20 protein-coding genes are annotated in these 21,646 nt (G+C 74.0%); 11 read left to right on the forward strand and 9 right to left on the reverse strand.

Features of this window, described 5'->3' with window-relative positions; translation table 11 throughout:
• Positions 1-27: 27 nt before the first annotated feature.
• Complete coding sequence (locus GKE82_RS15720) at positions 28-1,506, forward strand: NAD-dependent succinate-semialdehyde dehydrogenase (RefSeq protein ID WP_154733932.1); 1,479 nt, start codon at positions 28-30, stop codon at positions 1,504-1,506.
• A gap of 94 nt (positions 1,507-1,600) precedes the next feature.
• Positions 1,601-3,595, forward strand: coding sequence for a glycoside hydrolase family 2 protein (locus GKE82_RS15725; protein WP_154733933.1), 1,995 nt, complete (start codon positions 1,601-1,603; stop codon positions 3,593-3,595).
• A 3-nt stretch (positions 3,596-3,598) separates the two neighbouring features.
• Here GKE82_RS15725 and GKE82_RS15730 read toward each other — a convergent pair whose 3' ends face one another.
• The 4 genes from GKE82_RS15730 to GKE82_RS27190 all read right to left on the reverse strand — a co-directional run bounded on the left by GKE82_RS15730 (position 3,599) and on the right by GKE82_RS27190 (position 6,966).
• Positions 3,599-3,928 (reverse strand): hypothetical protein, encoded by a 330-nt coding sequence (locus tag GKE82_RS15730; protein ID WP_154733934.1) that lies wholly within the window; start codon positions 3,926-3,928, stop codon positions 3,599-3,601.
• 307 nt (positions 3,929-4,235) lie between these two features.
• Positions 4,236-5,561 carry a lyase family protein gene (locus GKE82_RS15735; protein WP_107567921.1) on the reverse strand — a complete coding sequence of 442 codons (1,326 nt, stop codon included), beginning with the start codon at positions 5,559-5,561 and terminating at the stop codon, positions 4,236-4,238.
• 98 nt (positions 5,562-5,659) lie between these two features.
• A complete protein-coding gene (locus GKE82_RS15740; protein WP_158276692.1) occupies positions 5,660-6,508 on the reverse strand; it encodes an alpha/beta fold hydrolase in 849 nt (282 codons plus the stop codon).
• Positions 6,505-6,966, reverse strand: coding sequence for a hypothetical protein (locus tag GKE82_RS27190; protein ID WP_196189261.1), 462 nt, complete (start codon positions 6,964-6,966; stop codon positions 6,505-6,507). Before GKE82_RS27190 ends, GKE82_RS15740 begins: the two co-directional genes overlap by 4 nt.
• Before the next feature lie 23 nt (positions 6,967-6,989).
• Between GKE82_RS27190 and GKE82_RS15745 the strand changes: the two genes are divergently transcribed.
• The gene (locus tag GKE82_RS15745; protein WP_154733936.1) at positions 6,990-8,294 is read left to right on the forward strand and encodes an MATE family efflux transporter; all 1,305 of its coding nucleotides are present in this window, start codon (positions 6,990-6,992) and stop codon (positions 8,292-8,294) included.
• Between the two features lie 110 nt (positions 8,295-8,404).
• The gene (locus tag GKE82_RS15750) at positions 8,405-8,638 is read left to right on the forward strand and encodes a helix-turn-helix domain-containing protein (protein WP_107567928.1); all 234 of its coding nucleotides are present in this window, start codon (positions 8,405-8,407) and stop codon (positions 8,636-8,638) included.
• Between the two features lie 109 nt (positions 8,639-8,747).
• Here GKE82_RS15750 and GKE82_RS30865 read toward each other — a convergent pair whose 3' ends face one another.
• A complete protein-coding gene (locus GKE82_RS30865) occupies positions 8,748-10,028 on the reverse strand; it encodes an HD domain-containing phosphohydrolase (protein WP_154733937.1) in 1,281 nt (426 codons plus the stop codon).
• Between the two features lie 301 nt (positions 10,029-10,329).
• On the opposite strand from GKE82_RS30865, the gene GKE82_RS15760 reads away from it, so the two are divergent.
• From GKE82_RS15760 to GKE82_RS15785, 6 genes are all read left to right on the forward strand, one after another.
• Entirely contained in the window at positions 10,330-11,226 is an 897-nt protein-coding gene (locus GKE82_RS15760) for a MerR family DNA-binding transcriptional regulator (RefSeq protein ID WP_154733938.1), read from the forward strand.
• Positions 11,227-11,251: 25 nt separating this feature from the next.
• Positions 11,252-11,728 carry a PAS domain-containing protein gene (locus tag GKE82_RS15765; RefSeq protein WP_154733939.1) on the forward strand — a complete coding sequence of 159 codons (477 nt, stop codon included), beginning with the start codon at positions 11,252-11,254 and terminating at the stop codon, positions 11,726-11,728.
• A 120-nt stretch (positions 11,729-11,848) separates the two neighbouring features.
• Positions 11,849-12,733: a MerR family transcriptional regulator gene (locus GKE82_RS15770; protein WP_196189262.1), complete on the forward strand. Its 885-nt coding sequence runs from the start codon at positions 11,849-11,851 to the stop codon at positions 12,731-12,733.
• Between the two features lie 72 nt (positions 12,734-12,805).
• The gene (locus tag GKE82_RS15775; protein ID WP_158276697.1) at positions 12,806-13,237 is read left to right on the forward strand and encodes a MarR family winged helix-turn-helix transcriptional regulator; all 432 of its coding nucleotides are present in this window, start codon (positions 12,806-12,808) and stop codon (positions 13,235-13,237) included.
• Positions 13,238-13,294: 57 nt separating this feature from the next.
• Entirely contained in the window at positions 13,295-16,432 is a 3,138-nt protein-coding gene (gene ileS, locus GKE82_RS15780) for an isoleucine--tRNA ligase (RefSeq protein WP_154733942.1), read from the forward strand.
• A gap of 75 nt (positions 16,433-16,507) precedes the next feature.
• Positions 16,508-16,837 carry an MGMT family protein gene (locus tag GKE82_RS15785; protein WP_154733943.1) on the forward strand — a complete coding sequence of 110 codons (330 nt, stop codon included), beginning with the start codon at positions 16,508-16,510 and terminating at the stop codon, positions 16,835-16,837.
• 61 nt (positions 16,838-16,898) lie between these two features.
• On the opposite strand, the gene trxA is transcribed toward GKE82_RS15785, so the two are convergent.
• The 3 genes from trxA to GKE82_RS15800 all read right to left on the reverse strand — a co-directional run bounded on the left by trxA (position 16,899) and on the right by GKE82_RS15800 (position 18,829).
• Positions 16,899-17,222 carry a thioredoxin gene (gene trxA, locus GKE82_RS15790; RefSeq protein WP_107569654.1) on the reverse strand — a complete coding sequence of 108 codons (324 nt, stop codon included), beginning with the start codon at positions 17,220-17,222 and terminating at the stop codon, positions 16,899-16,901.
• A 123-nt stretch (positions 17,223-17,345) separates the two neighbouring features.
• The gene (locus GKE82_RS15795) at positions 17,346-18,047 is read right to left on the reverse strand and encodes a stage II sporulation protein M (RefSeq protein WP_154733945.1); all 702 of its coding nucleotides are present in this window, start codon (positions 18,045-18,047) and stop codon (positions 17,346-17,348) included.
• A gap of 41 nt (positions 18,048-18,088) precedes the next feature.
• Complete coding sequence (locus GKE82_RS15800; RefSeq protein WP_154733946.1) at positions 18,089-18,829, reverse strand: polyprenol monophosphomannose synthase; 741 nt, start codon at positions 18,827-18,829, stop codon at positions 18,089-18,091.
• A gap of 24 nt (positions 18,830-18,853) precedes the next feature.
• On the opposite strand from GKE82_RS15800, the gene polX reads away from it, so the two are divergent.
• Entirely contained in the window at positions 18,854-20,584 is a 1,731-nt protein-coding gene (gene polX / locus GKE82_RS15805; protein ID WP_154733947.1) for a DNA polymerase/3'-5' exonuclease PolX, read from the forward strand.
• Positions 20,585-20,587: 3 nt separating this feature from the next.
• Here the strand turns inward: polX and GKE82_RS15810 are convergent, their stop codons facing one another.
• Positions 20,588-21,640, reverse strand: coding sequence for a glycosyltransferase (locus GKE82_RS15810; RefSeq protein WP_196189263.1), 1,053 nt, complete (start codon positions 21,638-21,640; stop codon positions 20,588-20,590).
• Between the last annotated feature and the right edge of the window lie 6 nt (positions 21,641-21,646).

The raw sequence follows: 21,646 nt of genomic DNA on the forward strand, positions 1-21,646 counted from the left end.
CGCGGCGACGCGGGTAGCCTTCCCGGCATGAGCTCGGGTCCCGACGCATCCCGCGAGGCCGCCGTCGTCGACGGCGTCCCCAAGCAGCTGTACATCGGCGGCACGTGGCGCGACGCGGGGGGCGGCGGCACCCTCGACGTCGACGACCCCTCCACCGGCGACGTGCTGTGCGCGGTGGCCGACGGCACGGTCGCCGACGGGGACGCCGCGCTGGCCGCGGCGCACGCCGCCTTCCCGGGCTGGCGCGACACGGCCCCGCGCGAGCGCGGCGAGGTCCTGCGGCGCGCGTTCGAGCTGATGACCGAGCGCACGGACGACCTCGCGCTGCTGATGACGCTCGAGATGGGCAAGCCGCTGGAGGAGTCGCGCGGCGAGATCGCCTACGCGGCCGCGTTCCTGCGCTGGTACGCGGAGGAGGCGGTGCGCATCGACGGCCGCTTCACCACGAGCGAGAACGGCAAGGGCCGGATCCTGACGATGCGCCGGCCGGTCGGGCCGTGCGTGTTCATCACGCCCTGGAACTTCCCGATGGCGATGGGCACCCGCAAGGTCGGCCCCGCGATCGCGGCCGGCTGCACGATGGTCGTCAAGCCGGCCCAGCAGACGCCGCTGAGCATGCTCGCGCTCGCGGCGATCCTCGAGGAGGCCGGCCTGCCGGGCGGCGTCTGCAACGTCGTCACGACGCACAGCACGGCCGAGGTGATGGCGCCGCTGATCGCCGACCCGCGCGCCCGCAAGCTGTCGTTCACCGGATCGACGCCGATCGGCAAGAAGCTCATCGAGCAGTCCGCCGAGCAGGTGCTCCGGGTCTCGATGGAGCTCGGCGGCAACGCGCCGTTCCTCGTGTTCGAGGACGCCGATCTCGACGCGGCGATCGAGGGCGCGCTGCTGGCGAAGATGCGCAACATCGGCGAGGCCTGCACGAGCGCGAACCGCTTCCTCGTGCACGAGGCGGTGGCCGACGACTTCGCGCGGCGGCTGGCCCACGAGCTCGGCTCGATGAAGGTCGGGCGGGGCACCGAGGAGGGCGTGCGCGTCGGGCCGCTCATCGACGAGGCGGCCGTCGACAAGGTCACGGAGCTCGTCGGCGACGCGGTCGACCGCGGGGCGCAGGTGCTCACGGGCGGGGAGCGCGTCGGCGATCGCGGCCACTTCTACGCCCCGACCGTCCTCGCGGGCGTCGATCCGGACGCGCGCGTCAACCACGAGGAGATCTTCGGACCGGTCGCCCCGATCACGACGTTCTCGTCCGACGACGAGGCGATCGAGCGGGCCAACGACACCGAGTACGGCCTCGTCGCCTACGCGTACACGCGGGATCTCGCCCGCGCGTTCAAGGTCATGGAGGGCCTGGACACGGGGATGATCGGGCTCAACCAGGGGCTCGTCTCCAATGCGGGCGCCCCGTTCGGCGGCGTCAAGCAGTCCGGCTTCGGTCGCGAGGGCGGGCCGGAGGGGCTCGGCGAGTACCTCGAGACGCGCTACGTCGCGATGAACGTGCCGTAGGCCGACCTTGCAGCGCGACATCTGTCGCGCTGCGCCGCCGGTCGGGTGCCGGGTTCGACACGGGGACGGCCTCGCTCGCTACCCTCCGCCGTCGATGCTTCCGGTCCGCCGCCAACCGAGGAGAGCGCTCCTCGGCGTCGCCGTCGTGGCTGCTGCCGCCGCCGTGGGGGTCCCCGTCGCCACCCAGGCCGACGGCGAGACCCAGGTCATCACCGAGGTGCGGCCCGCGCAGCTCGTGCCGAAGTCCAAGGCCCGGCCCGCCCCGACCGCCAGCGCCTCGTCGCTCTCGCAGACCGCGCCGAGCGTCATCAACAGCGGGCCGACCGGGCGCGTCGCGCTGACCGGTCCGTGGCGCGTGAAGACCGACCGCTACGACACCGGCTCGAGCAAGGGCTACCAGTCGGGGGCGTTCGACGGGCGAGCCGTCACGCTGCCGTACTCGCCCAACGCCCGCACGCTCACCGGCAACGCCGGGGTCGAGAGCCATCGCGGCACCGTCGCCTGGTACCGGACGTCGTTCGCGGTCCAGAAGGCGGGCGACTACCGCCTGCGGTTCGAGTCGGTCAACCACCGCGCGACCGTCTACCTCGACGGCAGGAAGATCGGGACGCACGTCGGCGAGTACCTGCCGTTCGAGTTCCTCGTCGGCCTGAAGGCGGGCGTCGAGCACGAGCTCGTCGTGAAGGCCGACTGGCGCGGCCCGCTGCGGATGAAGCGCGAGGGCTGGCACCGCACCTGGTTCAACTTCGGCGGCATCAACCGCGAGGTCACGCTGCGCCCGGTCGGCGACAGCGAGCTGACCGCCCCGACGATCAACACGCGCCTGCAGCCGGACGGCAGCGCGAAGGTCGACATCACGGTCCACGCGAAGAACCGCATCGACAGCCGCGCGCTCGGCGTCATCGGGGTGCTGCGCCGCGGGGACGAGCGCTACGAGCTCGACTTCCCCGACCTGGTCGTGCCCCGGCGCGGCACGAAGATCCTCTACGCGCAGGTCACGGTGCCCAAGCCCGCGCTGTGGGAGCCCGGCTCCCCGAACCTCTACGACCTCGAGCTCGGCGTCCCCGGCGAGTCCGGCTACGTGCAGAAGGTCGGGCTGCGGCAGGTCCAGCGCGACGGCACGAAGCTCCTGCTCAACGGCAAGCGCGTGGAGCTGCACGGCGCGTCCATCCACGAGGACGCGAAGGGCCGCGGTGACGCCGTCACCGGCCCGGACATGGACGCGCTCGTCGAGGACCTGAAGTCGATCGGCGCGAACGCGACCCGGGCGCAGCATCCGCTGCACCCGGCGCTGCTCGAGCGGCTCGACGCGGCGGGCATCCTCCTGTGGATGGGCGTCGGCCCGGTCGACGCCCCGGGCGCGTGGACCTCGCGCGGCCCGCGGCTGCTCGCGCAGGCGAAGAGCCGGGTGCGCGCGTCGTACTTCCAGGCCCAGCCGCACCCGTCGCTGATCGTCTGGAACCTCGTCAACGAGATCGCCGGCAACGGGCACCCGGCCGGTCAGGTGCCGTACATCCAGTCGATGTCGGCCGAGCTCAAGCGCCGCGATCCGGGCCGCCTCGTCGCGCTGGACATCTGGGGCGCGCACCCGCCGAAGGTCGCGGGGCCGGTGTACCGGAACATCGACGCGATCGGTGACACGAACTACATCGGCTGGTACGAGCTGACCAAGGCGCCGCGCCAGACGGTCCGCAACGCGATCCGCACGCACATCACGGACCTGCAGAAGATCTTCCCGGACAAGATCATGGTCGTCACCGAGTTCGGGGCGGAGGCCAACGACCTCAACCCGACGAACCGGCCGGGCGGCTTCCGCTTCCAGGCGGATCTGCTGCGGCTGCACCTCGACGAGTACGCGAAGATCGAGAACCTGTCGGGCGCCCTGGTCTGGAACCTGCGGGACTTCGCGGTCGCGCCGTCGTTCGCGGGCGGCTCGATCCGCAAGCAGGTGCCCGAGATCCGCATCGTCAAGGGCATCAACCAGAAGGGCCTGTTCGAGTACGCCGGGCGTCGCAAGCGCAGCGCCGACGTGGTGCAGGGCGCGATCACCCGGGCGCTCGCCCGGACCGCGGCCGGCGCCGGCGGCTGAGCCCTACGGGCAGCGCGGCGGGGAGGCCGCCGCGGCGCGCGCGGCCTCGCCGGCGGCGCGGGCGATCGCCGTCGTCATGGCGGCGGCGCGCGCGACGGTGAGCGAGAGGAACGCGGAGGTGCTCGTGCGGCCCGCGTCGTGGCGCGTCTGCTGGGCGAACAGCTCGAGCTCGAAGCGCGTCGCGACCGGGAGGTCCTCGACGGCGCGGGGGAACGTGCACGCGCTCGCGGCCGTGCGCGCGGCGGGCGCGGTGGCCGGCGCGGCGGCGGGGATCGCGGCGGTGGCGGCGACGAGGGCGACCAGGCGGAGCGGGCGGCGGGGGCGCGTGCGCATGCCGTGATGGTGGCGAAGACCGCAGAGAACTGCAATCCGGTCTGTCGATGTGCTGGTCCGCGGCGCGTCGGGGTGTGCGCGGGGCACGCCGCGGGCCGGGCGGTCGCGTCCGGCGCGCGCTGGGCGCCTGGGTGCGGCGGCGCACCGCCGCTCGGCGGTTCTGGGTGATCTGGGGCCCGTATGCGGCCTCCGGATCACCCAGTTCGGCGGCGCGGGCCGCCCGGCCGGGCGGTTCTGGGTGATCTGGGACCCAAATCTGGCCCGCAGATCACCCAGTTCGGGGCGGGCGCCGGGGCGCCCGCACCCGTCAGGCCTGGTTGCCCGCGGCGATCTTGCGCAGGTCGATCGTCTTGTCGTACAGCTCGGCGTCGACGCCCTCCTCGAGCGCGACGTCGCGCAGCGGCCGGCCCGACGACGTGGCCTTCTTCACGATCACCGTGGCGAGGTCGTAGCCGATCGCCTCGTTGAGCGCCGTGGCCGTCGCGAGCGTGTTGCCCGCAGACGCGTCACAGCCGGCCTTGTTGGCCTTCAGGCCGTCGATGCACTTCTCGCTGAACGCGACCGACGCGGTCGACAGCAGCTGGATCGACTGCAGCAGGTTGCGCGCGATCAGCGGGATCCGGACGTTCAGCTCGAACTGGCCCTGCATGCCGCCGATGGTGATCGCGGTGTCGTTGCCGATCACCTGCGCGGCGACCTGCAGCACGACCTCGGGCAGGACCGGGTTGACCTTGCCCGGCATGATCGACGAGCCCTTCTGCAGCTCGGGCAGGAACAGCTCGCCGATGCCGGCGCGCGGGCCGGAGCCCATCAGGGCGATGTCCTGGGCGATCTTCGTCAGCGAGACCGCGGTGACCTTCAGCGCGCCGGACAGCTCGACGAGCGCGTCGCGGTTGCCCTGCGCCTCGAACGGATCGGCCGGCGCGGCGATCGCGCGGAGCTTCGACTCCTTGATCAGGATCTTGCGGACGCCGGCGGCGAACTTCGGGTGCGTGTTCAGGCCCGTGCCGGTCGCGGTGCCGCCGAGCGGGATCTGCCCGACGTGCGGGAGCGTCGCCTCGATCCGCTCCTTGGCCAGGCGGATCTGCGCCGCGTAGCCCGCGAACTCCTGGCCCAGCGTGACCGGCACCGCGTCCATCAGGTGCGTGCGGCCGGACTTCACGACGTCCTCGAACGCCTTGGCCTTCTTCGTCAGCGACTTCTCGAGCTTCGTCAGCGCCGGCAGCAGCGTCCGGGTCGTCTCCTCGAGCGCGGCGAGGTGCACGGCGGACGGGAACACGTCGTTGGACGACTGGCCCATGTTGACGTGGTCGTTGGGGTGCGCGGCACCACCGGTCAGCGCGGAGATGACCTCGTTGGTGTTCATGTTCGACGAGGTGCCCGAGCCGGTCTGGAAGACGTCGATCGGGAACTGGTTGTCGTGCTCGCCGGCGCGGATCTCCGCGGCCGCGGCCGCGATCTTCTCCGCGAGCGCGGGGTCGAGCTTGCCGAGCTCGCCGTTGACGGTCGCGGCGGCGCCCTTGATGGCCGCGAGCCAGCGGATGACCGAGACCGGAACGGTCTCGCCGGAGATCGGGAAGTTCTCGACGGCCTTGGCGGTCTCGCCGCCGTAGAGGCGCTTCTTGGTCGCCATGCGGTTCGTGCTCCTGTCGGGTGACGGGTGGGGTTCGGAGCGGTCAACCCTACTCCGCGGGCGCGCCCCGTCCGTTCCGGGCGCGGCGGCCGGTCGCCTCAACGCTGGCCGCAGAACGCGACGAGCTCGCGGGCGACCCCGACCGGGTCGTCGTAGGCCATCAGGTAGCCGGCGGACTCGAGCACCCGCAGCTGCCCGTCGGGCAGCAGGTCGAGCGCCTCGCGCGCGGTGGCGAGCGGATGGTGCGGGTCGGCGCCCGCCCACAGCAGCAGCGTCGGCACGGTCAGCGCCGGGTAGGCGTCGAGCAGGTCGCGCTCGGCGAGCGTCGGCCAGTCGGCGGCGAACCGCGCCCACGACCGCGCGAGGTTCGCGTTGCCGCCGACGTCCTGGAAGGCGTGGCGCACCAGGTCGCGGGCGGCCGGGTTGTCCGTGGCGGTCAGCGACGCCCCGTAGGCGGGACGGAACACCGCGCGCGCCGCGTGCGAGAGCGTGCGGTCCAGTCCGGGGACGGCGCCGGCCCGGGCCGCGAGCCGCCACGCGCGCCGGCGCGGCATCGGGGTCCCCGGCGGGCGGTGCAGCGGCGTCGGCATGATCACGGCGCGCCGCGGCCGCAGCGTCCCGCGCGCGATCGCGCGCACGAGGATCTCGGCGCCGAGGCCGTGCCCGGCGACGAGCGGCCGCGGCCCGCACGTGTCGTGGCAGAACGCGCCGACCACCTCGGCGAACCAGTCGCGCGAGTACGGGTGGCGCGGACGGTCCTCGCTGTCGCCGTGCAGCGGCAGGTCGGGAAGCACGACGCGGAAGCGGTGGGTGAGGTGCTCGACGGCGGGCTCCCACTCCCGGTGGTTCAGCAGCGCGGAGTGCAGGAGGCAGAGCCCCGGGCCGGTCCCCGCCTCCCGGTAGGCGACGCGGGCGCCGTCGTGGTGGTGGAAGAGCCGCAGCTTCACCCGGCGCGCTTCCCGTCGGCGCGCCCGGCGGCCAGCGCGGCGGCGAGCGGCGGGGCCAGCTCGAGCCGTCCGGCGACGAGGCCGACGCGGCGGGCGAGCTCGAGGCTCAGGCCGTTCGTCCGTGCGGCGCCGCGCTCGGTGGCGCCGACGAGCCAGCCGAGCTGGCGCGCCGCGGCCGCGTCCTGGCGCTCCTCGACGCGCTCGACGAGGTGGTCGGCGGCGGTCGTCAGGACGACCCCGAGCCGCTGCAGGTCCGCGTCCTTGACGACCCGCTCGGCGCAGTCCGACAGCGAGGTGCCGTCAGGGAGCACGACGGGGCCGCCGGTCGCCGCGTTCTCGAGCGCGCGCTCGATCGGCACCGGGTCCACGAGGCACAGCTCGCTGACCGTCGGCCGCTCGTCACCGCACGCGGTGAGCGAGAGGACGGAGAGGCTCGCCAGGAACGCCGGCATCCGCACGGACCGATCGTAGAGTGCCGGGCGTGCTCCGCTCGCCGCACGACCGCGAGATCGTCGCGCTGGCGCTCCCCGCGCTCGGCGCGCTGGCGGCCGAGCCGCTGTACCTGCTCGTCGACACGGCGATCGTCGGGCACCTCGGCACGCGCGAGCTGGCGGCGCTGGCGCTGGCCGCGAGCGTGCTCGGCGTCGTCACCGCGCTGTGCAACTTCCTCGCCTACGGCACCACCGCGCAGGTCGCCCGGCTGAGCGGCGCCGGGGAGGGCGACCGGGCCCGCGAGATCGCCGCCCAGGCGTTCTGGCTCTCGCTCGGGCTCGGGGTGCTCGTGGCGTTGGCGGTGATCGCGCTCGCCGACCCGCTCGTGGCGCTGCTCGGCGGGGAGGGGGAGACCGCGGACCTCGCCGCGCGCTACCTGCGGCTGTCGGCGATCGGCCTGCCGGCCGCGCTGCTCGCGCTCGGCGGTCAGGGCTTCCTGCGCGGGGTCGCCGACCTGCGCACCCCGCTGGTGATCCTCGGGGTGGCGAACCTCGTCAACGCGATCCTCGAGGTCGTGCTGGTCTACGGCTTCGACACCGGTCTCGACGGCTCCGCGCTGGGCACGGTCGTCGCGCAGGCCGGCATGGGCGTCGCCTTCGCGGTGCTGCTGCTGCGTGGCGGGGGACCGGGCGTGTCGCGCCGTCCGCGCCCGGACCTGCTGCGCCCGCTGCTGCGCATGGGCGGCGACATCGTCGTGCGGACCGCCGCGCTCCTCGGCGCGTTCGTGCTCGCGAGCGCGGTCGTCGCGCGCGCCGGCGAGCCGAGCCTCGCCGCGCACCAGATCGCGTTCCAGCTGTTCGTCTTCCTCGCGTTGACGCTCGACGCGCTCGCGATCGCCGGTCAGGTGCTCGTCGGCCGGCGGCTCGGCGCGCGCGACGCGGCCGGTGCCGCGGCGGTGGGTCGGCGGCTCGTCGTGCTGTCGGCCGCGCTCGGCGTCGCGGTCGCGCTGCTGCTGCTCGCGGGCCGCTCCCTGATCCCGCAGGCGTTCACCGGGGACGACGCGGTGCTCGAGCGCGCCGCGGCGCTGTGGCCGCTGTTCGCGCTGCTGCTGCCGCTCGGGGCGGTGACGTTCGCGTTCGACGGCATCCTCATCGGGGCGGGCGACACCCGGTTCCTGGCGGGCGCGATGGTCCTCGCCCTGCTCGCGTTCGCCCCGGTGGCGCTGCTGGCGCTGCACCGCGGCTGGGGCGTGGTCGGCGTCTGGGCCGGGCTGAACTGGCTGATCGTCGTGCGCGCCGCGAGCACGGGCTGGCGGTTCCGCAGCGGCCGCTGGGCGGTCGTCGGCGCCCGCTGAACGCTGCCCGAAGCTCCCGAACCCGACCGGAGCGCACCTTCCCCCGCGCAAAGCTGTGCAAAGCCGCCGGGGCCCCACGGGGCTCCCGGGTGCGCGGTAGACCTCGCGGCATGAGCACCACGAACAGCGCCAGCCGGCTGGGTCTGACCACCTCGCAGGCGGCCGCGCACCTGGGCGTGTCGCTGTCGACCGTCCGCCGCTGGTCCGACCTCGGGCACCTGCGCGGCTACCGCACGCCGGGCGGCCAGCGGCGCTTCAGCGTCGAGCAGCTCGACGACTTCGTCCGGGGCCTCGACGGCGGCGGGGGGACCGCCGCCGGGCCGCAGGGCCGCGACGCCCGCTGAGGCGCGGCGCGGCCCGCCCCGGACCCGATCGGCCGGCGACGCCCGACGTCGCCCGGTCACGCCGGTCGCCGCGTCCCCTCCGGGGGACGCGGTGGCTGTCAGGCGTCGATCAGGATCGCGCGGCGTCGTTGATGCGTCGCTCGATGTCGAGCTCCGCGGCGAAGTCCGCATCCCCGAGATGGCGGTAGGCGGTTCCCTGACCGGCCATCAGGCCGGCCAGGCACTCGACGTAGACCGGGTCGAGCTGCGAGCCGGCGACGCGGCGTAGCTCGTTCAGCGCCTCGAAGCTCGTCATCGGCGACCGGTAGGTGTCGGGGGCGGTCAGGGTGTCGTAGACCTCCGCCACCGCGACGATCTTCGCGATCGCGGGGATCTCCTCCGCCGTGAGACCGTCCGGATAGCCGCGGCCGTCGGGGCGCTCGTGGTGGGCGCGGACGATCGCCGCGACCGGACCGTAGACGCCGAGGTCCTGGAGCAGGTCCGCGCCGAGCTCCGGATGGCGCCTGATGGCCTTCCAGTCGTCGGGCCTCAGCTGCGTGCCCCGATCCATGACACGGTCCGAGAGCGCGAAGCGTCCGATGTCGTGCAGCAGCCCTGCCGTGTGGGCGAGGTCCTGCTCGCGGCGGCCCATGCCGCTCGCGGCCGCGATGTCCCGCGAGAACTTCGCAACGGCGGCGCAGTGACGTGCCGCACGCGCGTCGCGTGCGTCGAGCGTCCGGATCAGACCGCTGAGCAGTCCCCACGAGAGGTCGGCGTACTCGCGGGTCCGATCGCGGGCGCGGATGACCAGCCGGTACATGTACGCGAAGGCCAGGTTGACGACGACCACGAAGGCCAGCGCGGCACCGCCGAGCTCGACGTAGCTGGCGACGGTGCTGACGATGAACGCGACCTGGAACCCGAGCGCAGGCAGAAGGGACCGGGCGCTCAAGGCTGTCCGGCGCAGCGACGCGCCGTCGAGGACCGCCATCAGCGTGAGGACGATGACGCCGTTGCCCACGCTCGCGACCAGGACCGCGAGGAGCAGCGCTCCGACGAACCCGGCGCCACCGGCGCCCGGGTCGGGGACCATCGCATGGAACGTCGCGCCCGCGACGGCGACCGGGGTCACGAATCCCGCGAGGTTCACGACGAGCGCCTGGACGCGGTAGCGCTCGACGAGCCATCCCGCCAGGCAGACGGCAAGCGCGATGGCCGCCCCGGCCGCGGTGCCGGCGACGACCATGGCGAGCAGGTAGCAGGACTCCGATCCGGTGAGCTGGAACCGGACGGCGAACCGGGTACCCGCGATCTCCGAGGCGACGGCGAGCGCCGCGAGCGCGGCGACCAGCCAGACGGGCCCCGTGGAACCCCCTTCGGGGAGCAGGAGCAGCGATCCGGCGAACGCCACGCCCGCAGCACCGAGCGCGAGGCCAGGCCGCGGAGTGCGATGGGTGTCGGGAACGGCTGGCACGGAGGACGCGGGAGTCCTCGAGCCTATGGGACTGGGTGGAGGAACTAGCGGCCGCTGATCGGCATCAGGGCACCTCCTCGTCAGGAGCGGGTTGGTCGGGAAGCGCATCGGCTCGACGCACTTCCCGAAAAGGTACGGGGCCGAACGAGGTAAATGCACAGACTGCACGCCGAAACTGCTGCAAATTCCCGGGTCGTTCCCGTGACCGGACGCCTCTTCGCTGCACTGCGGAGATCGCATGCGGACGCTGAAGACCTCCGAGGCTGCGGCGATCCTGAACGTCAGCCCGAACACGCTCCGCGCGTGGGAGCGCCGCTTCGGCTACCCGCGCCCGATGCGGTCGCCCGGGAAGCACCGGCTCTACACCCACGGCGAGGTCGTCGCACTCCGAGACGCCCTCAACGACGGGCTCTCGATCTCCTCCGCGATCTCCCGGGCTCGGGAGGCGGTGCGGGCCGACACGCACGTCCTGCTCGGGGCGCTCACCGCGTTCGATCTCGGTCGCGCCGACCAGGCGATGGAGGCGGCACTCGCGCTCCGTCCGCTCGAGCGGGCGGTCGAGGAGGTCATGCTTCCGAGCCTCGACGAGATCGCGTTGCGCAACGGGGTGGACAGCGCCCCCTGGGCCTGGTCGGCGGCGTGGGCCGCGGAATGGGTGCAGCGCGCCCGTCGCCTCACGCCTCCCCCGTCCCGAGCGGCGTGCGTCCTGGTCGGCGACGCGACGGCCGGCCCGCACGATCGACGGGCGCTCGCGATCCGGGCGCTGGAGCTGTTCACCGCCCGCGCAGGCGCACGGGTCGTCACGCTTCCCGTGGGGTGCCTCGCGGGCCTCGGACCGGTCCTCGACGCCCACCGTCCCGACGCCGTCGTCATCGCGGGGGCGGGATCGCCCGACGACGAGCTGGCCCGCTGGGCGTACGCGGTGCGGGCGTCCGTGGGCGCCCTGCCGGTGCTCCTGTTCCACCGCGGTGTGCGCCCCGGGCGCTCGGCCAGCGCACGCACGCTGGACGAGCGGGCGAGTGCAGCCGTCTCCCAGATCGTCGCCGCGATCGAGCCGCCGTCCGGCCTGCCGGAGCCCGGTATGGGCGAGCGGTCCCAGAGCGTGGCGGCGCGCCCCCGTAGGATGAGCGCGTAGCCGCATCGCCAAGGAAGGTCTGCTGATGTCCCGCCCGTTCCTCCGTGCCGTCTCGCCGCTCGCCCCAGCCCAGGACGTCCGCTTCTGCGGGCACTGCGGCCAGCCGCCGCGCGACCCGCAGCTGACCGCTCGCGTGTGCGACCGCTGCCATCTCGGCATGGTGCTGACCGCCTCTGCGGACCTCGCGCCGACGGGTCGGCAGCCGTTCCTCGTCGTCGACCGCCAGCTCGCGGTCTGCGCGATGTCCCGGAGCGCGGAGCGGCTGCTCTGCGTCGAGGAGCCCGACGCGATCAACCGGTTGCTCACCGACTTCCTCGTCCCCGCCGACGCCGAGCGGGCCGCGCAGGACGATCTGCTGGCGCTCGTCGTGGCGGCGGCCGGCGGGGGTGTGGCCGTGACGACGACCACCGTCCGTCCCGCCGGGGAGTTCGGGGTGTTCTTCGAGGCCCGGATCGGGATCGTCGGCCCGCCGCCCGCGGCGCTCGTCGTGCTCGACGGCTGACGGCCGTCGCGGTCGGCGCGCGGACTCCTTCCTGCGGCCCAGACCCGCACGAAACCTCCCCATCTGCACGCTTCGCTGCGGACCTTGCCGCAGGCCTGACCGGACCTCATGCTGGCGCGCATGGGGTCGATCCGCACCAACGCCGCCGCAGCGATGCTCGGCGTGAGTCCGAACACGCTGCGCTCGTGGGAGCGGCGCTTCGGGTTCCCGGAGCCCCGCCGGACCGCCGGCGGGCACCGGCAGTTCGACCTCGCGGAGGTCGAGGCCCTGCGCTCGGCCTTCGAGGAGACCCACAACGTCTCGTCCGCGATCACGATCGCTCGTGAGCGGGGTGCCGGCCCGGCCTCGCCCACGCGCCTGCGGTCGGCGTTCCAGCGGTTCGAGGAGCAGGAGGCCGACCGCATCGCCGAGGAGTCCCTGAGCGTGCGGTCGGTCGAGCGCACGGTCGAGGAGGTCATCCTCCCGACCGTCGAGGCGCTCGCCGAGGACGACGTCGACGCCCCGGAGTACGGCTTCGCGTGGCGCTGGTCGGCCGGGTGGCTGGCGGCGCAGCGCCGCGTGGCCCCGCCCGCGTTCCGCGACGACACCGTCGTCCTGTTCGACGCCAGCCATTCCGGCGACGTGGACGCGCTCCACGCCCAGGCGCTGGAGCTCGTGCTCCGGCGCAGCGGCCTGAGGACCCTCACCCTCACGGTCGCGCTCGACCCGACGCGGCTCACCCGCGCCCTCCACGCGGTGATGCCGCGCGCGGTCGTCCTCACCGGCGGCCGGGCGTCGCTCGACACGCTCAGCCGGCTCGTCTACCAGGCGCGCCGGGTCAGCGCGGGGGTTGCGGTGCTCGACTACCGCGGCGCCCTGCCCGACAGCGGCGCGACGATCGTCGAGCACCTCGGCGACCGGCCGCTGTTCGCCCGCGAGCTCGTGCTCGCCCACCTGGACCCGTCGACGGCCGGCGAGCGACCGGGCGCGACGGCGCTGCGCGAGGCGCGGCACGCCACGGGCTGACCCGTCGCCGCGCCCCGGCGGGCAGCCGCCGTGGCGCTCTTGCCGTCCGACGCGACTGTCAGAGTCGCGCGCGTGCAACTCGTCCCAGGCGATCCGCTCGCCCACCGCGCCCTGGAAAGCCTCCTGCGCGCGGAGGCCAGCGTTCGGCGACGTCTGAGCGCGGACCTCGACCGCGAGGGCCTCTCGACCTCCGGGTTCTCGGTCCTCGTCGTCCTCACCACCGCGGGCGGGGAGCTGGAGCTGCGCGACCTGCGCGCGCGGCTGCGGACCTCGAAGGCGAACGCCACCGAGGTCGTCTCGACGCTCGAGTCGCGCGGCTACGTGGTGCGTCGGCGGCTGCCGTCGGACCGCCGCGCCGCCGCGGTCACGCTGACCGAGCGCGGGCAGGAGCTGGTGGACCGCCTGTTCCCCGAGCACACCGAGCGCGTGTCGAACGCGTTCAGCTGCCTCGACGAGGCCGAGAAGCGGTCGCTCGAGGCGATCTGCCGCAAGCTCGCGGCCTGAGCGCGGCCGCGGCCCGGGCGGCCGCCCCCCGCGGCGTCCGGCTGAGACAATCACCGGATGGCGCAGCGTCCGGTCGATCCCGCCCAGTCCTTCCCCGAGCTCGAGCAGCGGATCCTCGAGCGCTGGCGCGACCGCGACGTCTTCCAGGAGTCGATGCGTCGCCGCGAGGGCGCCGAGCCGTGGGTGTTCTTCGAGGGTCCGCCGACCGCCAACGGCAAGCCGGGCGTGCACCACGTCCTCAGCCGGGTCTTCAAGGACATCTTCCCGCGCTTCAAGACGATGCGCGGCCACCACGTGCAGCGGCGCGGCGGCTGGGACTGCCACGGCCTGCCGGTGGAGATCCAGGTCGAGAAGGAGCTCGGCCTCACGAGCAAGTCGGACATCGAGGCGTACGGGATCGCCGAGTTCAACGCGAAGTGCCGCGAGTCCGTCTTCACGTTCCTGGAGGACTGGAACGCGCTGACCGAGCGGATCGGCTTCTGGGTCGACCTCGAGCACGCGTACCGCACGCTCGACGCCACCTACGTCGAGTCGGTGTGGTGGTCGCTGAAGGAGATCGCCGGCAAGGACCTGCTCTACGAGGGCCACCGGGTCGTCCCGTACTGCCCGCGCTGCGGCACCGCCCTGTCGAGCCACGAGGTCGCGCAGGGCTACAAGGACGTCGTCGACCCGTCGGTGTACGTCCGCTTCGTCGCCGCCGCCTCGCACGGCCCCGTCACCCAGGGCGACGTGCTGCTCGGCTGGACCACGACCCCGTGGACGCTGCCGAGCAACGCGGCGCTCGCCGTCGACCCCGACCTCGAGTACGTGCGCGCCCAGCGCCACGGCGACACCGACGTCTACGTGCTCGCCGCCGCCCTGCGCGAGAAGGTGCTCGGCGAGGCCAGCACGGTCGTCGAGACCTTCACCGGTCGTCAGATCGAGGGCCTGCGCTACGAGCCGCCGTTCGACTTCATCCCGTCCGCGGAGTGGGGCGAGAAGGCGCACTCCGTCCTGCTCGGTGACTTCGTCACCGCCGAGGACGGCACCGGCATCGTCCACACCGCGATCGCGTTCGGCGAGGACGACTACCGCCTCGGCACCGGCGCCGGGCTGACCGTCGTGAACCCGGTGCGGCTCGACGGCACCTACGACGAGCGGATCACCGGCTACGAGGGCCGCTTCGTCAAGGACGCCGACCGCGACCTCGTCGCCGACCTCGAGGCCCGCGGCCGGCTGCTGCGCGCCGAGGACTACGAGCACTCCTACCCGCACTGCTGGCGCTGCTCGACCCCGCTGCTCTACTACGCCAAGCCGTCCTGGTACATCCGGACCTCGCAGATCCGCGACCAGCTGCTCGCCGCCAACGAGACGATCAGCTGGTACCCGCCCCACATCAAGGAGGGGCGCTTCGGCCGCTGGCTGGAGAACAACGTCGACTGGGCGCTCTCGCGCGAGCGCTACTGGGGCACGCCGCTGCCGGTCTGGCGCAGCGACGACGACCCGGACACCTGGATGGTCGTCGGCTCGTTCGCCGAGCTGCAGGAGCTCTCCGGCGTCACGCTCGAGGACCCGCACCGGCCGTTCGTCGACGACGTCACCTTCCCGCACCCCGAGACCGGCGCGACGATGCGCCGCGTCCCCGAGGTCATCGACGTGTGGTTCGACTCCGGGGCGATGCCGTTCGCGCAGCTGCACGCGCCGTTCGAGCACCGCGAGGAGTTCGAGGCGCACTTCCCGGGCCAGTACATCTGCGAGGCGCTCGACCAGACCCGCGGCTGGTTCTACTCGATGCTCGCCGTGTCGACGCTGCTGTACGGGCGCAGCTCCTACGAGAACGTCGTCTGCCTCGGGCTCGTGCTCGACGAGCACGGCGAGAAGATGTCCAAGAGCAAGGGCAACATCGTCCCGCCGTGGGAGGTCCTCGACGAGTTCGGCGCGGACGCCCTGCGCTGGTACTTCTTCACCGCCAAGCAGCCGTGGGACGGCTACCGCTTCGACCGCTCGGTGATCGGCGAGGGCGTGCGCGTGTTCCTGCGCCAGCTGTGGAACACCTACGGCTTCCTCACGATCTACGAGCCCACGGCGGACGCGGTCGCGCGGCCGGCCGGCGAGCGCGCCGAGCTCGACCGCTGGATCCTGTCGCGCCTCGCGGCGACCGTCGCGGAGGTCACCGAGCGTCTCGACGACTACGACGCGACGTTCGGCGGCCGGGCGATCCAGGCGTTCGTCGACGACCTCTCGAACTGGTACGTGCGCCGCTCCCGCCGCCGTTTCTGGGACGGGGACGCGGACGCGTTCGCGACCCTGCGCGAGTGCCTGCTGACGACCGCGAAGCTGCTCGCGCCGTTCACGCCGTTCGTCGCCGACGAGATCTACGACAACCTCGACGGGGAGCTCGGCTCGGTGCACCTGTGCGACTGGCCGGCGGTCGAGTCCGACGAGCGTCCGCGCGACGTCGCGCTGGAGGAGGCGATGGCGACCGCGCGCGAGACCGTGCGGATGGGCCTGGCGGCGCGCGGGCAGGCGAAGGTGAAGGTCCGCCAGCCGCTGCGCGAGGCCGTCGTCGTCGCGGCGGGCCGCGAGCGCGAGGCGATCGAGGCGCACGCCGACGTCGTCCGCGAGGAGCTGAACGTCAAGGCGATCCGCTTCGTCGAGCAGGCCGACGAGCTCGGCTCCTACGAGCTGAAGGCGAACTACCGCGCGCTCGGCCCGCGGTTCGGCAAGGAGATGCCGCAGGCGGCGGCCGCGATCGCCGCGCTGGATCCGGCGCACGTCGCCGCGACCCTGCGCGAGGGCGGCACCGTCGGCGTGCACGTCGGCGGGCACGAGCACCAGCTCGGCGCCGACGACCTGACGCTCGCGATGCAGCCGCTGGAGGGCTACCAGCTGGAGCGCGAGGGCTCCCACGCCGTCGCCCTGGACCTCACCGTCGACGAGGAGCTGCGCCGCGAGGGGCAGGCCCGCGAGATCGTCCGGGCGGTCCAGAACGCGCGCAAGGACGCGGGCCTCGAGGTCGAGGACCGCATCCGCCTCGCGCTCGGCGGCGACGACGGGCTGCTCGGCGTCGCCCGCGAGTTCGAGGCGGTCATCGCCGGCGAGGTGCTCGCGACCGCCTACGCGACCGACGCGACCGACGGCGTCGCGGACGCCGCCTACCGGACCGACACGACGATCGACGGCGCGACGCTGGCGATCGGCGTGACGAAGGCCTGAGCCGCACCCCGGGGGCGAGCGGACACCCGCTCGCCCTAGTGGTCGAGAACCCGACCACGAGGAGGTGCGGCCGCCATGGCCGAGCAGCAGCAGGAAGACCACGACTGGGACCCGACCCGGCTCCCGGCGATCGTCGCGGCGATCCCGCGCGGCGGCTGGATGAGCTACGGCGACGTCGCGCGCGCGGCGGGCGGCACGCTCCAGCACGCCCGCGGCCTGAACCGGCGCTTCGTGCGCGACGCCGTCCCCGGCGCCCACCGGGTGCTGCAGGCGGACGGGAGGATCGGCCCGACCGCCCTGGACGACCCCGACCGGGTGGCGCGGCGGCTGCGCCGGGAGGGCGTGCGCTTCACCGACGGGCGCGCGGACCAGGACGCCCGCGTGCGCGCGCTCCCGGACCGCTGAACGACCGAGGGCCCCGTCGCGTGACGGGGCCCTCGAAAGGTCCTGCGGGCGGGCCGGTGCGCTACGCGAGCGCGGGCTCGAGCTCCGCCTCGATGCGCTTCTTCGGCTGGGCGCCGACGATCTTCTTCACCGGCTGGCCGGCCTTGAAGAGGATCATCGTCGGGATCGACATGACGCCGAACTGCGCGGCCGTCTGCTGGTTGTCGTCGATGTTGAGCTTCACGACGCGGACGTCGTCACGCTCGGCGTCGATCTCCTCGAGGACAGGGGCGACCGCGCGGCACGGGCCGCACCAGGGCGCCCAGAAGTCGACGAGGGTCGGGAGGTCCGCCTCGATGACCTCGGCCTGGAAGTTGTTGTCGGTGACCTCGGGGAGGTGTGCCACGGTCAGCTCCTTCGCGGAATCGTCTGGCCCCCGGACGGGGCACTTCAGAAAGTATAGCGCCTCGCGCACGCGGGGTCCCGCGAGCATGACAGAGCCGGCCCCGCGCCTGTGCGGGACGGTCGCTCAGCCGCGCAGGAAGAGGATCACGTGCGGGCTCACGTACACCTCCACGAACGCCGACGCCACCAGCACCGGGACCGCGAGGCCGACCGTCACCACCGTCGCCGCCAGCAGCTCGTGCCAGTCCTTCGCGCGGCTCGCGATCATCCACGCCGCCAGCGGCAGGAACAGCGCCACGAGCTCGGGCAGCGCGTGCGGCAGCAGGCCGAGCAGCAGCAGCGCCGGGCTGATCCCGCCCTGCGCGGCAAGGGTGCTCGCGCCCGAGCCCAGCACCAGCGCCTGCGTGATCAGCGAGAACGCCGTCGCGGCGGCCACGAACAGGATCGCCAGCGGGCCGGCCTTGTCGTGGATCCAGCGGACCACGCCCGTGTAGCGCTGCGCCTCCATCGGCATCGAGCTGCCCGCGATGAACCCGGCCACGCACGCGAAGCCGTGCAGGGCCAGCACCAGCGCGTTGCGCTGCAGCACGTGGACGACGTCGTCCATCCCCGCCGGCACGTTGAGCCCCGGGAACGCCAGCGGCGTCGCGTCCGGCGTCGACACCAGCGCGATCGCCAGCACCGCGGCCAGCAGCGCCACCGTCACCAGGGCCGAGCCGAGCAGCCAGCCGCGCAGCACCGGCCACGGCGCCGCGTTCCAGCGCGCGAGCGTCCCGCGGGTGTCGCGGATCCCCTGGACCAGCACGAAGTCGTCGGCGCGCGCCATCTGGGGTCCGCATCGGCGCCCGGCCGCGCGGGCTTGAGCGGTCAGCGGCCGCGTCGGCGCAGCTGCGGCACGAGCCACATCGCCTCGACCGCGATCGTCGGCGACATCTTCGACTGGCCGAGCTCCCGGTCGCGGAACACGATCGGCACCTCCGTGACCGTGAAGCCCTGCTGCACCGCCCGGTAGGTCAGCTCGACCTGGAACGCGTACCCGTGCGAGCGCACGGTCGGCAGGTCGATCGCCTCCAGCACCTCGCGGCGGAAGCACTTGAAGCCGCCGGTCAGGTCGCGCACCGCGAGGCCGAGCACCCGCCGCGCGTACCACGACCCGCCACGGCTCACGACCTTCCGCACCAGGCCCCAGTCGGTGACGCTGCCGCCCGGCACGTAGCGGGAGCCGAGCGCCACGTCGGCCGCCCCGTCGCGGACGGCGGCGAGCAGTCGCGCGAGGTCCGCGGGGTCGTGGCTGAAGTCCGCGTCCATCTCGAAGACGTACGCGGCCCCGCGCTCCAGCGCGTGCGCGAACCCCGCCAGGTACGCGGGGCCGAGGCCGTCGCGCTCCGTGCGGTGCAGCACCTCGACCTCCGCGTGCGCGGCCGCGAGCCGGTCGGCGATCGCGCCCGTCCCGTCGGGGGAGGAGTCGTCCACCACGAGGATCCGGAAGCCGTCCGGGGCGCACGCCGACAGCACCGCGTGGGCGGCGAGGACGATCCGCTCGACGTTCTCGGCCTCGTTGAACGTCGGCAGGACCAGCCAGGGCAGTGCGGGGATCGGCACGGGCAACGGCGGCGTAGGCTAGACGGTCAGATGCCCGACCCGACGAACGCCGAGATCGCCGCCCTGCTCGACGAGCTCGGGGACCTCTACGAGCTCGACGGCGCGATCATCCACCGCGTCACCGCGTACCGCAACGCCGCGAAGGCGGTCCGCGACGCGACCACGTCGATCGCCGCGCGCGTCCGGGCGGGCACCGTCACCGAGATCCCCGGGATCGGCAAGACGCTCGAGGAGAAGCTCGTCGCGCTCGTCGAGACCGGCGAGATCCCCGCGACCGTGAAGCTGCGCGCGAAGTTCCCCGCCGGCCTCGTGCAGATGACGCGACTGCCCGGGCTCGGCCCGAAGCGGGCCCGCAAGCTCTTCGACGAGCTGGGGATCGACTCGCTCGACGCCCTCCGCACGGCGGCCGAGAGCCAGTCGCTGCGCGCGGTGAAGGGCTTCGGGCCGAAGTTCGAGGCGACCGTGCTCGCCGCGCTCGACGCGGGCGCCGGGGAGGCGCCGCGCGGGCGCGTGCCGCTCCACGACGCGCTCGCGATCGCCGAGCCCGTGCTCGCCGCGCTGCGCGAGCACCCCGCGTCCGAGCGCGTCGAGCTGGCCGGGTCCGCCCGCCGCTGGGTCGACAGCGTCAAGGACCTCGACATCATCGCCACGGCGTCCGACCCGGCCGCCCTGGCGCAGGCGTTCGCCGAGCTCGACCTGCTCGAGTCCGCCGGCGGGATCGGGGCCGCCGGCGCCCGCGGGCGCACGCACAGCGGCCTGTCGATCGACCTGAAGATCGTCGCGCCCGCCCAGTTCGGCAACCTCCTGCAGCACTTCACCGGCAGCAAGCAGCACAACGTCGCGCTCCGCGAGGCGGCCGTGAAGCGCGGCCTGCACGTCAGCGAGTACGGCGTCACCGACGACGCGACCGGCGAGACGCACCACTGCGAGACCGAGGCGGAGGTCTACGCGCTCCTCGGCCTCCCGTACATCGAGCCCGAGCTGCGCGAGAACCGCGGCGAGCTCGCCCGGGACTTCGTGGCGCCGACGCTCGTCACCGTCGAGGACCTCCGCGGCGACCTGCACTCCCACACCACCGCCAGCGACGGGCACGGCACGATCCGCGAGATGGCGCAGGCCGCCCTCGCGCTCGGCCACGAGTACCTCGCGGTCACCGACCACTCCGCCTCCCACGGCTTCGGCAACGACGTCTCCCCGAAGGAGCTCGTCGCGCACATGGCGGCCGTGCGGCGCGTCAGCGACGAGCTCGACGGCATCACGCTGCTGGCCGGCAGCGAGGTCAACATCCTCACCGACGGCACGCTCGACTACGAGGACGACCTGCTCGCGCAGCTCGACTGGGTCGTCGCGTCCGTGCACACGTCGTTCGCGATGACCGCGCAGGAGATGACCGACCGGATCGTGCGCGCGATCGAGCACCCGCTCGTCGACGCGATCGGGCACCCGACCGGCCGGCTGATCGAGCAGCGCGCCGCCTACGCCCTCGACATGGACGCGATCATCGAGGCCGCCGCGCGGACCGGCACGTTCCTGGAGATCAACGGCTCGCCGCGCCGCCGCGACCTGCACGACGTGCACGCGCGCGCCGCCGTCGACGCGGGCGTCAAGCTCATCATCAGCAGCGACGCGCACCGCACCACGACGCTCGAGAACAAGCGCTGGGGCGTCGCGACCGCGCGTCGCGCCGGGCTCGCCCCGGACGCGATCGCCAACACGCTGCCGCTCGACGAGCTGCTCGCGCTGCGCGCCGGTCGCCGCTGACGCTCAGCGCGCGGTCAGCGCGGGGAGGACCTGCTCGGCGATCACCCGGTCGGTCGCCGCGCGCCGGTAGGGGGCGAGCACCGCGTGCGTGCGCGCGACGAGATCCGCGGGGCGGCCGTCGAGCGCGGCGCGCACCGCGGCGGCCAGCACGTGCGGGGTGCGGTCGTCCGCGACGATCCAGCGGGCGTCGACCCGGCGCGCCAGCTCGACCGCCACGTACGGCCCGGGCGCGTCGGTGCTCACCAGCGCGCAGCCGTCGGCGAGCGCCTCGAGCTGCGCGAGCCCGTAGTCCTCGCGGCGCGGCGCGGTCACGTAGGCGCGGGCCCGCCGCAGCAGCGCCCGGTACTCCGCCGGCGCGAGCGTCGGGTGGACCTCGACCCCCGCGGGCACCCCGGTCATGCCGCCCTCTCGCGCCGCGTCCAGCACCTGCGCCGGGCTCGCGCCGGCCACCGCGAGCGTCTCGCCGTCGCGCCGCGCATACGCCCACGCGGCCAGCACCCGGTCCAGGCCCTTCTTGCGCCAGTTCGTCGCGTAGGTGACCGCGGCGAGATCGCGTGGACCATCCAGGTCCGGCGCCGACGGCTCGACCGGGATCGGCAGCACGATCGCGGGCACGGTCGTCACCGGGGACTCCTCCAGCGTGCCCGGGGACTGCGGCAGCAGCAGGTCCGCCTCCTGCAGGCGACGGCGCTCCGCGCCCCGCTGCCACACGCCGTGGCGGCCCGGCCGGTTCGCCGCGGCGGGCGCGTCGTAGCGGATCGCGCGCCGCACGCCCGCCGGCACGTCGGGCCACAGCAGCGCGCTGGTCACCGTGGAGAACACGACCGCGTGCCGCGGTGGATGGCCGAGCAGCCCGGCCTGCGCGGCGCGCCGCGCCGCCCGCGCCCACTGCAGGTCGGTCAGCGCGAGCGTCCGCACGTCGCGCGGCGGGGAGCTGCGCACCACCCAGACGTCCGCGCCCGCCCGGCGCAGGCCGCCGAGCAGCTCGTCCTCCGCGGCGGCGAGGCCACCGGTCGAGCCGAGGGCCACGAGCAGGATGTCGCAGGGGGTCGCCACGGACCC

Source organism: Conexibacter sp. W3-3-2 (assembly GCF_009707605.1).
GTDB lineage: Bacteria > Actinomycetota > Thermoleophilia > Solirubrobacterales > Solirubrobacteraceae > Paraconexibacter > Paraconexibacter algicola.